The organism is Paenibacillus sp. SAFN-054, from assembly GCF_051966755.1.
In the GTDB taxonomy this organism is placed as follows: domain Bacteria; phylum Bacillota; class Bacilli; order Paenibacillales; family Paenibacillaceae; genus Paenibacillus_AQ.
This window is the reverse complement of the sequence record NZ_JBQCKS010000003.1, coordinates 395,936-410,768: the sequence shown is the minus strand read 5'-3', so window position 1 is coordinate 410,768 and position 14,833 is coordinate 395,936. Positions and strand designations below refer to the sequence as shown.

General features: G+C 54.9%; 11 protein-coding genes. 3 read left to right on the top strand and 8 right to left on the bottom strand.

The genetic code is table 11. From position 1 onward, the window contains the following. Positions 1-46: 46 nt before the first annotated feature. Complete coding sequence (locus ACTHPM_RS17700) at positions 47-1,264, top strand: NAD(P)/FAD-dependent oxidoreductase (protein WP_440396438.1); 1,218 nt, start codon at positions 47-49, stop codon at positions 1,262-1,264. An 86-nt stretch (positions 1,265-1,350) separates the two neighbouring features. On the opposite strand, the gene ACTHPM_RS17695 is transcribed toward ACTHPM_RS17700, so the two are convergent. The 3 genes from ACTHPM_RS17695 to ACTHPM_RS17685 all read right to left on the bottom strand — a co-directional run bounded on the left by ACTHPM_RS17695 (position 1,351) and on the right by ACTHPM_RS17685 (position 5,392). Continuing rightward, on the bottom strand, positions 1,351-1,815 hold the full coding sequence (locus tag ACTHPM_RS17695; protein WP_440396439.1) for a hypothetical protein: 465 nt from the start codon (positions 1,813-1,815) through the stop codon (positions 1,351-1,353). Positions 1,816-1,959: 144 nt separating this feature from the next. After that, positions 1,960-3,051 carry a nitric oxide synthase oxygenase gene (locus ACTHPM_RS17690; protein WP_440396440.1) on the bottom strand — a complete coding sequence of 364 codons (1,092 nt, stop codon included), beginning with the start codon at positions 3,049-3,051 and terminating at the stop codon, positions 1,960-1,962. Between the two features lie 121 nt (positions 3,052-3,172). Beyond that, positions 3,173-5,392 (bottom strand): MMPL family transporter, encoded by a 2,220-nt coding sequence (locus ACTHPM_RS17685; RefSeq protein WP_440396441.1) that lies wholly within the window; start codon positions 5,390-5,392, stop codon positions 3,173-3,175. Positions 5,393-5,563: 171 nt separating this feature from the next. On the opposite strand from ACTHPM_RS17685, the gene ACTHPM_RS17680 reads away from it, so the two are divergent. Beyond that, complete coding sequence (locus ACTHPM_RS17680) at positions 5,564-6,244, top strand: TetR/AcrR family transcriptional regulator (RefSeq protein WP_440396442.1); 681 nt, start codon at positions 5,564-5,566, stop codon at positions 6,242-6,244. 21 nt (positions 6,245-6,265) lie between these two features. Here ACTHPM_RS17680 and ACTHPM_RS17675 read toward each other — a convergent pair whose 3' ends face one another. Further along, entirely contained in the window at positions 6,266-7,204 is a 939-nt protein-coding gene (locus ACTHPM_RS17675; protein ID WP_440396443.1) for a DNA-3-methyladenine glycosylase family protein, read from the bottom strand. Positions 7,205-7,366: 162 nt separating this feature from the next. On the opposite strand from ACTHPM_RS17675, the gene ACTHPM_RS17670 reads away from it, so the two are divergent. Continuing rightward, the gene (locus tag ACTHPM_RS17670; RefSeq protein ID WP_440396444.1) at positions 7,367-7,804 is read left to right on the top strand and encodes a ferritin-like domain-containing protein; all 438 of its coding nucleotides are present in this window, start codon (positions 7,367-7,369) and stop codon (positions 7,802-7,804) included. A 235-nt stretch (positions 7,805-8,039) separates the two neighbouring features. On the opposite strand, the gene ACTHPM_RS17665 is transcribed toward ACTHPM_RS17670, so the two are convergent. The 4 genes from ACTHPM_RS17665 to ACTHPM_RS17650 all read right to left on the bottom strand — a co-directional run bounded on the left by ACTHPM_RS17665 (position 8,040) and on the right by ACTHPM_RS17650 (position 14,739). After that, positions 8,040-10,301: a 5'-nucleotidase C-terminal domain-containing protein gene (locus ACTHPM_RS17665; protein WP_440396445.1), complete on the bottom strand. Its 2,262-nt coding sequence runs from the start codon at positions 10,299-10,301 to the stop codon at positions 8,040-8,042. A gap of 342 nt (positions 10,302-10,643) precedes the next feature. After that, positions 10,644-12,524, bottom strand: coding sequence for an ABC transporter ATP-binding protein (locus ACTHPM_RS17660; protein ID WP_440396446.1), 1,881 nt, complete (start codon positions 12,522-12,524; stop codon positions 10,644-10,646). Beyond that, on the bottom strand, positions 12,521-14,257 hold the full coding sequence (locus tag ACTHPM_RS17655) for an ABC transporter ATP-binding protein (RefSeq protein WP_440396447.1): 1,737 nt from the start codon (positions 14,255-14,257) through the stop codon (positions 12,521-12,523). Before ACTHPM_RS17655 ends, ACTHPM_RS17660 begins: the two co-directional genes overlap by 4 nt. Beyond that, positions 14,251-14,739: a MarR family winged helix-turn-helix transcriptional regulator gene (locus tag ACTHPM_RS17650; protein WP_440396448.1), complete on the bottom strand. Its 489-nt coding sequence runs from the start codon at positions 14,737-14,739 to the stop codon at positions 14,251-14,253. Before ACTHPM_RS17650 ends, ACTHPM_RS17655 begins: the two co-directional genes overlap by 7 nt. Positions 14,740-14,833 lie beyond the last annotated feature (94 nt).

Sequence of the window (14,833 nt, the reverse complement as noted above, 5' to 3'; positions counted from 1 at the left end):
ATAATAGTGTTCGATCTGATCGCCATGAAGGAGGCCCATGATAGATATGGACTTGCAAAGCGGTAAATTTTACTGGCCCACGACGCTGGAACATGCCCCCGTCTATTCTCCCTTGTCCGCAGATGTTTCCTGCGACGTCCTGATCGTGGGGGCCGGCAGTTCCGGGGCACAGTGCGCCTCGGTTCTTGCGGAGCGGGGAGCAGACGTGCTGGTCGTCGACAAGAGACAGCCGGCTGCCGGCAGCACGGCGACCAATACGGCCCTCATCCAATACGCGGGCGACAAGACCTTCGTTCAGCTGGTCAACACCTTTGGCGAGGAGCGGACTGTGCGTCATCTCAAGCTCTGCGAGTCGGCAATCAACAAGATGGAGTCCGTCAGCCGAACGCTTTCGGCTGATCCGGAATTCACGCGCCGGGACAGCCTCTATTACGCGAGCGAGCCGGAGGACGTCACCAAGCTGAAGCAGGAAATCGCCTTGCTGAACAAGCACGGCTTCCAGGCCCTGCTGCTGGACGAAGAGCATATCGCAGCCCGCTATCCGTTCCGCAAAAAGGCAGCCATCTACTACTACAATGATGCTGAGATCAATCCCGTCCGATTCACGGTGGGAATGTTGGAGAAGGCACGCAGTCAGGGCGCACGAATCCATGCAGACACCGAAATCACGGGCAAAACGTTCGAAAACGGCAAAGCCGTTTTCTATACACAGAACCGCCACCGGATCGAAGCGAAGCATGTTATTTTTGCCGGGGGTTATGAAAACCTCGAGGTCAAAAGAGACAAAAATGCCGTCCTCTCCTCCTCCTATGCCGTCGTCACCCGGCCGATCGATGATCTGAGCTCCTGGTACAAACGCACCCTGATCTGGGAGACGGCAAGGCCATACATTTATATGCGCACGACGGCCGACAACCGCATCATCATCGGCGGTCTCGATAAAGATACGGAATATGCCGATACGCGGGATGCCAAAATACTTCATAACAAAGACAAGCTGCTCGGCGAGTTCGGCAAGCTGTTCCCCGATATCCGGGCAGAGGCCGAATATTACCTGGGAGCTTTCTACGGCGGTACTCACGACGGGCTGCCGATGATCGGCATGTACGAGGAGTTCCCCGGCTGCTACTTTCTGATGGGGTATGGCGATAACGGCATGGTGTACAGCATGGTGCTGGCGGATATTCTCGGGGAGATGATCACGACGGGGAGGAGCAAGGACGCGGAATTGTACCTGCAGACCCGCCCGATGCCGCTCCATTAGCCCCTGTAACAACGCAGCAAAAAAGGATAGCCCGGCCTGCTCCTTACGAGCCTGCCAAGCTATCCTTTTATTCATACAGCTCCATGTTACGCCGTGAATGCTGAAGCTTCTTCCACCTGCATGCGGTAAGCAAGCAGTGATTCATCAATCACCGTGCTGAAAAACACGGCATCCACTTCCGGCACGAGAGCAAGCGCGTAGTTCCAGGCATTCTCTTCAATCTGCAGCGCCACTCTCGTACGGCGCTCCTGGCCCGTTGCAGCATCCTCCAGTTCTTCACAGAGGCGGGGCAATGCGGCATCCGCCGCATGGCCAAGCTCATGTGCCAGCACAACCTTAAAGTAATCCTCCACCCTTGCAAGCGATCCGAACATTTGCAAGCACTGCTCACGGATGACCTCTGTATACATCGTCACCGATTTGGAGATCATGCCGTATTTTCCGCCGATTAAACGGCCGTCTTCAAAACGCGATTCCAACCGGACGACAACCTGAAGCCCCGAACGACGCAGCAGCTGATCAACGATTTGATCCACATTCCATTTCTCCAACGCTATTTCTTTGTCTCCTCTACAATCCAAATTCGATCCGAAACGGCTCTATTTCATTTAATAAATTATACGAGGGATTTACAAAAATGCAACAAGAAAGCAAGCAAATTCCATTGCCGTCCTGCACTCTAACATGTCGGGACGTTAGCCCTCTCCTCTTCTGAAAAAGTTCGGATATACAACCGTATTATCGTAGGAATGGTGAAAAATATGCGTCGTTGCCGGAGACACCGGCGGAATGAGCCAGTTCCAATATCCGGTAAGCTGGCGTCCGCTACTCGCTTCCTTTTGCTCGAACAACTGGAACTGCGCCGCTGCCGTATGATGATCCACCATGCTTACGCCTGCCTGCTTATAGGAATGCAGGACGGCAACATTCATTTCGACGAGCGCGCGATCCCGCCACAGCGTTGTTTCGCTTGCCGTTGACAGGCCCATCAGCTCGGCGACCCTCGGAAGGGCGTTATAGCGGTTTATGTCCGCAAAATTGCGAGCGCCAATCTCCGTTGCCATGTACCACCCGTTAAACGGAGCCGCCATATACCGGATGCCGCCGATGACCATATCCATATCGGAAATAATCGGCACCGCGTACCAGCGCAGGCCCAGATGCCCAAAAGCCGGATAATCCGGATGGGTAAGCGGCACTTCGAGAACCAGCTCAGGCGGAATGGACCGCAGCAGCGGCTCACCGCCCCCCGACTGAACAACCAGCGGAAGCACGTCGAAATGCGTTCCTTCTCCCCTCCAGCCCAGATCCATGCATGCCTTCGTAAACGTCACGGAAGCGGGGTCGCCGATGACTCCGCCGTCCGTCTCGTATCCCGCATACCGGATCAGCTGGTGGTTAAGAATACGCACCCCCTCGGAGCTCGGACCTGCCGGCTTGAATACCGAAATGGTCGGAATGATTTTGCCGCCGTTGGTCGCCTTCCCGATATGATCCAGAAGCGCCTCGAAGATATCCTCCGGATGCTCCAGATGCCTCAGATCGCGCACCGCCATGGAATCCCAGAACAGTCTTCCGATGCAGCGGTTGCTGTTGCGCCAGGCCATTTTGGCCCCATGCTCCAGCTCCTCGAACGTGTGCTCATATGTTCCGGTCAAGTTGATTTCCTGGCGGATTTCCGCCAGCCGGTCAAGCAGCTCCGCCTCAGGCTTTCCGAGCTCTGCATAGCAATTTTTTATATAGTCCTCCGCTTCCTGCTGAAGCAAAAGGTTACTGTGTTCTATCATATCCATCACCTCATCTATGCTAAAGAAGCTTATAACCAGTGCCGTATGCTCATATTATAGCCATAAAAAGAGGTGACGGGCCGTTTCAAACTTGATATCTTCGTGAACCCTTGCCCATCGATCAGGCTTCCTTGCCGACAGCCTTCTCTTGAACCTCGACATGTCTTGCCGGCCAGAAAGCAAACCGTCCAAGCAGCGTTGTGATCGCCGGCACGAGGAACGGACGGACGATGAAGGTGTCGAGGAGCACGCCCACGGCCGTAATAATGCCGAACTGCACGAGAACCTGAATCGGCAGCGACGCCAGCACCGCGAAGGTACCGGCAAGGATCAGGCCCGCCGACGTGATCACGGAGCTCGTTTCGCCGACGCCATCTTTGATCGCCTGCTTCAGCGGCATGACCTTTCTCTTTTTCCAGATGCTCGAAATCATGAAGATGTTGTAGTCTTCTCCCAAGGCCACCAGGAACACGAACGAGTACAGCGGAATCGCGCCTTGAATGGCATCTGCGCCGAGACCGTAATGGATGATGATCCAGCCCAGTCCCAGAGCCGAGAAGTAGGATAGGATGACGGTCAGCACCAGGTAGACGGTGGCGGTAATCGAGCGCAAATAAACGAGAAGCAGCAGCGTGATCATCCCGATGACCACCGGAATAATCACCATCGTATCCCGGTCTCCGGTTTCTCTCGTATCGTACTGCGTAGCCGTCTGTCCGCTGATCCATACCTTATCGGCAGGCGATGCGGCTCCTGCTTCCTGCAGCGACTGTTCCGCAGTTGTCCGCAGCTCCGGTATGAGGTCGATTGCCTCGCTCGAATACGGATTCATGCTCAGTTCTATATCGTAAGCAAGGATATCGGCGTTCTTCTCTCCCTTTTGCGGCTTGGCGACTTCGCTGACGTAAGGAAGCTCCGCCAGCTTCGCGCCCAGCACATCCTGCCCGCCCGAATCGACCATCAGCTTGACAGGTGCCAGCTCACCCGGCGAAAACTGCTTGCCGATCATATCGTAGCCCTCGCGGGATTCCATATCTTTCGGGAAAGAGGACATGATGTCATAGGTGAATTTGACCTGGCTCGAGAACGAAGCGAGTCCTCCGAGTACGACCAGGGTAACGATCACGATCAGCCACGGCTTGCTCACGACCCATCTGCCGACAAAGCTTTCCTTTTGGCGATGCGGCTTAGGTGCTGGCTTGCCTTTCTTGCGTGCGCGTTCCTCTTCCATCTCCGGGGTCCGGGGAACGAACGGGAAGAAGGAGACGCGGCCGAAAATCGCCAGCAATGCCGGAACCAGCGTCAGGCTCGCGATCACCATGACGAGAATCGAGACGCTGAACGGAATGGCAAAGCGGTGATATGCCCCGTATTTGGCGAGCATGAGCGCAAGCAGCGACAGCACGACCGTAAATCCGCTCATGGCAATGGCGCCGGAGGTTTCGGTAATGGCGCGCAGCAGCGCTTTGCCCTTGCTCTCTTCTTCCTTCAGGAGATGGCGGAAATGGGAAATAAGGAACAGGCAGTAGTCCGTACCTGCGCCGAACAGCAGCACCGTCATGATGGATACCGCCTGCGAGTCCACCGTAATCCAGCCTTTGCTGGCCATCAGTCCGAGCAGCGGGCTGATCGCGCCATAAGCGAAGCCGACGGCAATCAGCGGGATAAACGCAAGAATCGGTGAGCGGTAGATTAACAGCAGAATGACCAGAACCAAAATAACGGTACCCATTAACAGCTTGAAATCCGCATTTTTGAAAAGCCCTACCGCATCAATGGAGATGCCGACAGGTCCCGTTACCCGGGCGCTCAATTCGCTCGCGGAATTCTGCTTGACCGTAAACGGATCCGAGCCGAACTCCTTCGCAGCCTGCGCCTTCAGCTGTTCTACGCCTTCCTTGAGCTGATCGCTGTCCGCTTCATCCTTGAACAGAACCGGCGTCACGAATGTGCTCTGGTCCTCGGACAGCTGCGCTTTAAGCGCCTGGGCGGGCATCTTGTCAAACGGCGGTACGCTGTCCTGATAAGGCACGGGATTTTTGCCCCACTCCGCGTAGAGCTTCTGCACATGCTGCAGATCTTCATCCTTTAGTCCGCCCTCACGGTGCCAGACCAGAAGGGCCGGTACGCTCGAACCGCCGCTGAACTGCTCGGACGCTACTTTCTCCGCCTGAACAGAGAGCGTGTCATCCTTCAGGTTGGCCGCGTTGTTCTGCACTTCCTTGTTGACCATCGGCCACATGGCGCTGAGAACCCCCACGATGATAATCCAGACGGCAAGCGTAACCCATTTGCTCCGCTTGCCTGCGACCCATTTCCCAAATCCCGATTCCTGCTGCATGATTCTCCTCCTCACCCTTCTTCAGGTGTACATGGTATAGTATATATATTGCCTTCAAGCCTAAAAACAGAGGGTGTAATATGCCGAAAGGCGGTTTATAATAATTATATATACCGGAAGGTTAATTATCAAACAAGTTTTTTGTCGATTCTTACAATTGGAGGTGTACCTATGAATTTAGAGCAGCAGGGACCCAAGGAAAAGCGCCCTCCAGGCAGACCTAAACGGCAGGAACAGGATGGCTCCACCCACCAATACATTTTGAAAACCGCCTCCGGTCTGTTCATGGAGTTCGGCTACGAACCGGTGTCTCTTCAGCAAATTGCCAAGGTCTGCGGCGTGACCAAGGCTTCCATATATTATCATTTTGAAAATAAGGCGCAGCTGTTCACTGCAGCCATCACCGCCATGATGGAAAAAGCGCAGACCTCCTCACAGCAGATCATGCATCAGCTGGACATGCCTTTGTACGACCGGCTGGTCATGCTTGCCGAGCGCAAGCTGCGGTTTCCTCATGGCGATTTCGAGACGATTTTGCGTGAAGCTGCGGGTTCCCTGTCCAAGGAGCAGCTCGAGAGCATCCGCCGGAGTGAGGAAAGCATTCATGACGTGCTGACCGTCAGCTTCACGGAAGCCATCGAGAAGGGGGAGGTCCGGCCGCTGCATCCGCTGCTGATGGCGCATACGCTGGCATCGATGCTGATGCTGGGCAACCGGGAGGTATCCAAGGAATTCGCGCCGGCTCCGGAGGAGCTGGCCCATGACATCATTCACATGTTCTGGAACGGGGTGGGGATGACCCATGAGTCGCGCGCGGGCGAGTCTTCGGATCTCCCTCATGGAATCAATTGAACAGGGGTAACTGAATATCGATCACTTCTTTTGGGCTGCGGATGCGGCCTTTTTCTGCAGCTTCCATTCATCCAGCCATGCCCATAAGTAGTATGCCGCATAGCTGCGCCAAGGCGACCAGCTGGCGCTGATCGCCAGCATTTCCGGTGAGGAAGGCTGGCTCTCATAGCCCCACAGCAGCTTCATGGCATTCTTGAGGCCGATGTCGTCCGCCGGGAAGAAGTCGGTCCGGCCGACGCCAAACAGCAGGAAGCATTCGACGGTCCATTTACCGATGCCGCGCACCGGGAGCAGCTTCTCGAAGATGGCCGTATCTTCGAGGCCTGGCAGCGCGTACAGATCCAGCGCCCCTTCATCGATCAGACGCGAGAGGCCGATGACATATTCGGCCTTACGGCGGCTGAACTGCAGCTCCATCAGCTCCTCCGGCTCCAGCCTGGCCAGCGCTGCGGGCTCTGGGAAGCTGTAAAGCGTTTGTCCTGCAGCATCAAACCGCGTTCCATAGCGTTCCGTAATCCGGCTGACGAGCGCGGCCGCAAAGCTCAAGTTCATCTGCTGCCCGATAATGGTGCGCACCAGATTTTGATACAGATTCGGTTCTAGCAGAATCCTCATGCCGTGCAGATCCGGCAGGATGGCCCCGATCACCGGTTCTTCCGAGAGCTGCTTATAGAACGGCAGCAGGTCCACATGATTCGAGAGCATGCGTCCGATAAACCCGGCAGCGGCCTCCTGCTCCATGTCTGTGCATTCCTCCAGGAAGTCCAACTCAGCCGATGGGCCCCCACCGTTCTGTGTGAGCGTGACCGTGACAGGAATTTTACGCGTCCCCGCCGGCACCACCTTCGTAAATACAGACTGCTCCGGATCAGCCAGAACGAGCATCGGGTTCTGGTTTCTCACGGACCTCATCATCAGCTCTGTGTTAAATGGCTCCTGCAGCATTATGCGTCTTGTCATATCTCCTTACCTCCGCTTCCCTGACACCGAAATTCGCCTACCTCATGGTAAATGAGCTTCAATGCCACCATATTTACACCGCTTGATCCCTCTGATATTTCACATTTCCTCCCGCCTAAGCATAGGGTATATCAGCCCATTATCACTTTAGGAGGTTATCCCTTGAATCCTTACGGATTTTACTACCGTCCCGCAGCCGATCCCGATGCGGCCTTGGCCGAAGACCTGATCAAATCCATCAACGGAGAGTACAGCGCGGTTCTTTGCTACGAGCAGCTTGCGAAGCTCGCTCCCACCGAACAGTCCAAAAAGCGCATTCTGGAAATCCGCGAAGATGAGCAGAAGCACCTGCAGTTCTTCTCCAACGCGTACACGCATCTGACGGGGCGAACCCACCAGCCGGTCCAGAGCGAAACCTGCCCCAAGGAGTATAAAGCCGGCCTGGATGCCTCGTTCAAAGATGAACAGGAAACCGTCGATTTCTACTTGAGTCTGTCCGACCTTGCGCAGGATCCTTACCTGAAAAACCAGCTCCGCCGCATCGCCATGGATGAACAGAACCATGCCGTCTGGTTTCTGTACCTGATGAGCCACCGCTAAGCTTCCGTCCTGCTTATCCGGGTTTAGCAGCTTTGCAGCAGGGCAAGCGTACTCCTTATTACCATTTGAACACGAGGAACATTCGTTCTTATTTAGTATTTTATCCTACATGTATTCCCTTGTTCAACTCTATGTCATGTACTGTTTAGTCTCGCTTTCCCTTTCTCCGGCTCAAGCAGAACAAGGACCTGATCAGCAATTGATCGGGTCCTTGTCTTTGTTTCTAAGTTTAGGTTTATGGAAGCATCGTGACGTATTTACCGTATACGAATGCCGTTTTGCCTTGGTAAACGACCTTCAACCAGCCGTAAGGCGCCGCTCCCTTGACTTCCAGAACCGTTCCTTTCGGAGCGGCAGCAAGCACTTTGGATTTGGCGGAAGCGCCTGTGCGCACGTTCAGGTATTCAGCCGTAACCTTTGCCTGTTTCACAGCCGGCTTCGCTGGTGCCGGTTTGGCTGGTGCTGGTTTGACCGGCTTGGTCGGAGCAGGCTTTCCTGGTTCAGGCTTTGCAGGCGTGACTGGCGCCGGGTTGGCAGCTGCTTTGACCGCCGCGTTCAGCTTGTGGTACAGCTCGCCGGTTGTTTTCGCTCCAGCTAGAAGCGACGCGTCCACGCCCGCTTTTTCGGCCAGCTTGGCTGCGTCCTCGGCTTTGACCGGATCCAGAATGTTAATAGAAGCGATATTGGTGTATTTGCCGTCTTCTGTCGTCGGTACGGTCAGAATGCCCGCGTTCATCAGGTCTACCACGTCCGCACGTTCCTTGGACGTCGTATCCACGCCGATAATTTTCCAGTTATCCTGGATTTTCGGCTCGTATTTGCCCTTCATAACGTCTTTCAAGTAAGCGATCGCGCGGTTGCGGATCGTTCCGCCCGTTTCGCCGAAGGCGCTCTCCGCCTTGGATGTCCACAGCTTCTCGAACTTGCGGCCTTCCAGCGCGCCGCCCTTGGCGACCAGAGCGTCCATGCGGTAAGCGTTCATGCCCAGGGTCAGCGTTTCATTCATTTGAATCGGCGTGCCGTCCATATGGCGCAGGTTCGTGATGCGGCTGCCGTATGGCTTGGACAGATCGATTTCATATTTCACGCCGCCGAAGAAGTCGTCGGTGCTGTATTTGGAAGATCTGCGTTTTGGGTCAAAGCTGACCGTAACGTCGCCCGGACGGGTACTGTTAAAGTAACCCGCAGACCATTCCATGTAGTCCTTCAGGTCTTTGCCTGTCACTTTATAGTTAGTAATTTCGCCGAGCGCGAACTGGTAATTGTAGGCGATGTCCTTCTTGCGGATCGGGCCTACGTCCAGCTTGGCCTTGTCATTATCGATCTGATGCGCGACCACGTCGGCCTTGCTGTAATGCAGCATGACTTCGCTGAAGAAATCGGAAAGAAGCGTTTCCTGGATCTGCACAGCCGGAATGCCTTTGATTTCGTTCGCCGGCACCAGATTGTTTTTGCCAGTCAGCTCGCCGACGACGATGTTGGCGTCTTGACGGGCAAATTCATGGTACGGCTGCAGTTCCTTTTCCAGCTCCGGATCGGAAACCGCAGGGGTGCCGTCTGCACCTTTGACCGGGATGGCCGTGGCAACCTTGTCCTTGAGGACCATTTTGCCGTCCTGCTTCACGAACGTCAGGTCAATGCGCGATACATGCGTGCCGTACTTGTCCGGTTCCCCGATCAGTACACCGTTCACCGTCTCGCTCTTCACGAGCTTATGCATATGGCCGGCGAAAATTGCGGTCAGCTGCGGTACTTCCTTGGCGATGTCGGAAACGCCCGTGCCCGGAAGCGAGTTCTCGTTGTCCAGACCCATATGCATCAGGCCGATCATCACGTCGGCTTTGCCTTCAAGCTCTTTAACAGCTTTCTTCGTTTCGTCAACCGGGTTTTTGACAACCAGGCCTTCCAGGTGATCGGTGTCCTTCTCGAAATCGGTGATCAGCGGCGTTGTCATCCCGATGATGCCGACCTTGATGCCGCCCTTTTCCACAACTTTGGTGGCAGGAAGAAAACGTTCGCCGTTCTCTTTGTAGACATTGCCCGCCAGCTTGGTGGAGTTGAACTGTCCCGTCACTTTATTGAACGTATCGATGCCGAAATTGAATTCGTGATTGCCCATGGCCCAAGCGTCGTATCCCATTTCGTTCATCGCGACCATCATCGGCGATTTCGGCTGGTCATTGAACAGCTCCGCAGAGTTGTCCTGTATGACGTCGCCCGCATCAAGCAGAATCGTGTTCGGATTCTCGGCGCGTACCTGTTTGATCAGCGTGTAGAGCTGGGTAAAGCTTCCGTTCGTGTTGGCCGTATCCATGGCATAATCCCATGGCATAAAGCGGCCGTGAACATCGGAGGTCGCCAGCAGCGTGATATGCGTTTCCTGATCGTCTGCGGCTTTGGCGCTTGCTGGCTGGAAGGTTAACGCTCCGGATACCGTCAATGCGGCGGCGAGAGCCAGTCCAGTCAGCTTTTTGAAGCTGCCCTTCATTTTCATCATGTAGTCCCGTTCCCCTTTTAAGCGTAATTAAATCAAATTTCTGGAAAATGATAACGCTAACACTTTCTTTCCAAAGGCTAATTGTAATCTAATTTATACCATCCGTAAACCATAAGTATCACGGGCAATATGCGCCCGGGATTGAGTGCGATGATATTTCCATTGGTCAATTCCTGCACATCTATGAATAAAAAGAATCGGCCTGCTCCGCATGTTTCGCGAAGAGGCCGATTTTCCGTTCTGCATAGTTTTTCGTATCGTTATAGCTAAAGCCCTCAAGCTCAAGCCCCCAAGAAATCAAGTTGGAATTCGCGCTCTCGTTGCTTCGGGGCAAGGTAAGGATTAACCCGCTTCCTGGGTTCCCCCGCCCGTAAACTGGCTGTTATACAGATCGGCGTAGAATCCGTTCTTCGCCAGCAGCTCCTCATGGGTGCCCTTTTCGATGACGCTGCCGTTATTCATGACCAGGATCAGGTCGGCGTCGCGGATGGTGGACAAACGGTGGGCGATGACAAAGCTCGTTCTGCCCTTCATGAGGTCGTTCATCGCTTTCTGGATGTATACCTCGGTCCGCGTGTCGACGCTGCTCGTCGCTTCATCGAGAATGAGGATCGACGGGTCGGCCAGAATGGCGCGCGCAATCGTCAGCAGCTGCTTCTGACCCTGCGAGATGTTGGACGCTTCCTCGTTCAGCACGGTTTCATAGCCGTCCGGCAGGGTGCGGATGAAATGATCCGCATGCGCGGCCTTCGCAGCTTCCACGACTTCTTCCTCCGTAGCGCCGCTGCGTCCGTAAGCGATATTCTCCTTGATCGTGCCGTTGAACAGCCATGTATCCTGAAGCACCATGCCGAAAATGCTGCGCAAATCGCTCCGCTTCATCTCGGTGATGTTCACGCCGTCGATCGTGATGGCTCCGTCGCTCAGCTCATAGAAGCGCATGAGCAGGTTGATGAGCGTCGTTTTGCCGGCGCCCGTCGGACCGACAATCGCAATCGTCTGGCCGGGAAGCACGTTAATGTTCATGTCTTCGATCAGCGGCTCATCTTCTTTGTAGCCGAACTGCACATGCTCGAAAGCCACGGCGCCTTTCGGGTCTTCAAGCACTACCGGCTGAGATGCTTCCGGCACTTCTTCCTTCTCGTCCAGCAGCTCGAAGACGCGCTCGGCGGAAGCAATCGTGGACTGAATGATGTTCGCGATGTTCGCCGTCTGCATGATCGGCTGCGTGAACTGTCTGGCATACTGGATGAATGCCTGCACGTCCCCGATGGTGATCGTCTTATGCGTCACGAAAATGCCGCCGACCACGCACACCAGCACATAGCCGATATTCCCGATGAAGGACATCATCGGCATGATGATGCCGGAGATAAACTGCGCCCTCCAGCCTGAATGGTAAAGCTTCTCGTTAATTTCGTTGAACGCAGCCATCGACTCGTCTTCACGGCCGAAAGCCTTGACGATCTTATGGCCGGTATACATTTCCTCGACATGCCCGTTCAGCTGTCCCAGCGAGCGCTGCTGCCCCATAAAATGCTTCTGCGAGCGCGAGGCGATCATCTTGATCGCAATGAAGCTGAGCGGCAGCGTCACGATCAGGATGAGCGTCAGCCAAGGGCTGATCGTCAGCATCATCACGATGACGCCCACCAGCGTTACGATGGAGGTGATCAGCTGGGTCAAGCTCTGCTGCAGCGTGGTGCTGATGTTGTCGACGTCGTTGGTCGCGCGGCTGAGAATCTCGCCGTGGGTTTTCGAATCGAAATATTTCAGAGGAAGCCGCGACAGCTTGCGGTTGATCTGCTCGCGCATGTCGTACACGACCCGCTGCGCCACGCCCGCCATCAAATACTGCTGAAAGTAGCCGAAGACGGAGCTGAACAGGTACAAGCCGAGCAGAATCAGCAGTATTTCCGAAATATAATGGAAGTCGATGGCTGCGCCCGGTACGTCTTTGCTTATAGCAACGATGCCTTCAAACAGTTTCGTGGTCGCTTTGCCCAAAATTTTCGGGCTCACGATGCTGAACACCGTACTGAGAATCGCCATCAGGACAATGACGGCGAGTGTCACCCGGCGCGGGCGCAAATAGCCAAGCAGCCGCTTGAGCGAGCCTTTGAAATCCTTCGCCTTCTCGGCAGGCATCATCTGACCGGGATGTCCGCCCGGGTGGCGCGGGCCCGCAGGCCGGCTTCCATGGCGTTTTCTTTCCTCACTCATGCGATCTCCTCCTCTGACAGCTGCGAGGATACAATCTCGCGATAGACATCGCAGGTTTCCATCAGCTCGCGATGCTTACCGATACCGGCGATTCTTCCTTCGTCCAGCACAATGATGCGGTCCGCATCCATGACGGTGCTGGCCCGCTGCGCCACCAAAAGCACGGTTGCATCCCCCGTTACGTCCTTCAGCGCGGACCGGAGCTTCGCGTCCGTCTTGAAATCCAGCGCCGAGAAGCTGTCGTCAAACACATAAATCTCGGGCTTTCGGACGAGCGCGCGTGCGATGGACAGCCGCTGCTTCTGGCCTCCCGATACGTTGCTGCCTCCCTGCGAAATCTCGGACTCGAAGCCATCCTTCATCTTAAGGATGAACTCGGTTGCCTGGGCGATATCGGCTGCCTGGCGGAGTTCCTCGTCGGTCGCATCCGTTTTGCCGTACCGGAGGTTGTCGGCAATCGTCCCGGTGAAGAGAACGGCCTTCTGGGGCACGAAACCGATCTTCGCGCGCAGCTCCTCCTGGGTTAATGCCTTCACATCCTGACCGTCTACCAGCACGCTGCCGCTGTCCACGTCATAGAAACGCGGAATCAGGCTGAGGAGCGTCGATTTACCGGAACCGGTGCCGCCGATAATCGCGGTGGTCTCCCCCGGGGCGGCGCTGAACGAAATATGATGAATCGCTGGCTGCTCAGCCCCCGGATAGCTGAACGTGACATCACGGAACTCCAGGTAACCGCGCTGCCGCCCTGCCTTCGCCGATGAAACGGCACGAGCCGGATCGACGATTTGAGGCTCCATATCGAGCACTTCATTAATACGGGTAGCCGATGCGGAAGCGCGCGGCACCATAACGAAGATGACCGACACCATAATCAGCGAGAACATGATCTGCATCGCGTACTGGATGAAAGCCATGAGATCCCCGACCTCCATGTACCCGTTCTTGATCCGGATGCCGCCGAACCATACGATGGCAATCGTCGAAAAATTCATGACCAGCATCATGATCGGCATCATTGCGGCCATAATCTTGTTCACCTTGATCGCCGTCTGCGTGAGATCGAAGTTCGCTTCGTTGAAGCGCTTCTGTTCATGCTCAATGCGATTAAACGAGCGGATGACGCGAATGCCCGTCAGATTTTCCCGCAGCACGCGGTTCAGCTTATCGAGCCTAACCTGCATGGCCTTGAACAGCGGCATGCCTTTGCCGGCAATGATGGCGATGGCGCCGGCCAGCACCGGAACCACGACGACGATAATCAGTGACAGCTTCGCGTCCTTTGATACCGCCATGATAATCCCCCCGATGCACATCATCGGCGCGCTGATCATCATCCGCAGGATCATCGTCAGCACCTGCTGCATCTGCGTAATATCGTTCGTTGTCCGGGTAATCAGCGAGGCGGTCCCCAGCTTATCAAACTCCTGCAGCGAGAAATGCTGCACGTGCTGGAACACGCGGCTGCGCAGATTTTTGCCGAAGCCGCCGGCCACTTTAGCCGACAAGTAACTGGCCCCGATGGAGCAAATGGCCCCGACAAGAGCAACGGCCAGCATGAATCCGCCAATCTTCCAAATATAAGGGATATCCCCGTTAATAATGCCTTCATCCACGATGTCCGCCATCAGCGTAGGCAGATACAGATCGGACATGGATTGCAAAAAGACGAGCAAAAACACGAACAGAATCGGCAGCCGGTATGGCTTTAACGTCCGAAACAGCTTCAGCACGGTTCGATCTCCCCTTCCCCAGGAGGATCCGCTTTCGCTTCATAGTAGGTGTACGCTTTGGTGAGCAATTCGGCCAGTTGGTTGCCCTCCTGTTCGCCCAAATATTCAATGAGTCCGGTAAAGGACTCCATCGTGGAATCGATCGCCTTCTGAACCATCGCTTCCCCTTCTTCCGTCAGACTGATTCGAACGGCACGGCGGTCCTGTTCATCCATCATGCGTTCAATCCAGCCCTTCTTCTCCATCGTTTTGATGAGCTGTGTAACGGTCGGCGATGTGACGCGCAGAAGATGGCTGAGCTCCGATACCATCAGACCATTTGTGCCTGGTTTCACATTCTTTTTTATGCAAAACAACAGCCCTAGCTCGCTCATTTTGACTCCTACGATTTTCCGCTGCCGGAACTCCGCCTTGTTAAAGCGCATGGTGGCTTGCATCAGCTTGAGTGCCGATGGGTTGTCGACCGAAGAATAATCATTCATTCAGGTAGCATCTCCCTTCATTTGATTGATTCGAGGCCTTCTGTATTCTGATGAGGACAATAACTAAGAAACTAAATTGCATTCCCTAAATATT

Coding starts and splice junctions, on each gene's coding strand:
- ACTHPM_RS17675 (WP_440396443.1), bottom strand. CDS start 7,204: ATGACAAGACGCATAATGCTGCAGGAGCCATTTAACACAGAGCTGATG.
- ACTHPM_RS17660 (WP_440396446.1), bottom strand. CDS start 12,524: ATGAGTGAGGAAAGAAAACGCCATGGAAGCCGGCCTGCGGGCCCGCGC.
- ACTHPM_RS17680 (WP_440396442.1), top strand. CDS start 5,564: ATGAATTTAGAGCAGCAGGGACCCAAGGAAAAGCGCCCTCCAGGCAGA.
- ACTHPM_RS17665 (WP_440396445.1), bottom strand. CDS start 10,301: ATGATGAAAATGAAGGGCAGCTTCAAAAAGCTGACTGGACTGGCTCTC.
- ACTHPM_RS17650 (WP_440396448.1), bottom strand. CDS start 14,739: ATGAATGATTATTCTTCGGTCGACAACCCATCGGCACTCAAGCTGATG.
- ACTHPM_RS17700 (WP_440396438.1), top strand. CDS start 47: ATGGACTTGCAAAGCGGTAAATTTTACTGGCCCACGACGCTGGAACAT.
- ACTHPM_RS17685 (WP_440396441.1), bottom strand. CDS start 5,392: ATGCAGCAGGAATCGGGATTTGGGAAATGGGTCGCAGGCAAGCGGAGC.
- ACTHPM_RS17690 (WP_440396440.1), bottom strand. CDS start 3,051: ATGATAGAACACAGTAACCTTTTGCTTCAGCAGGAAGCGGAGGACTAT.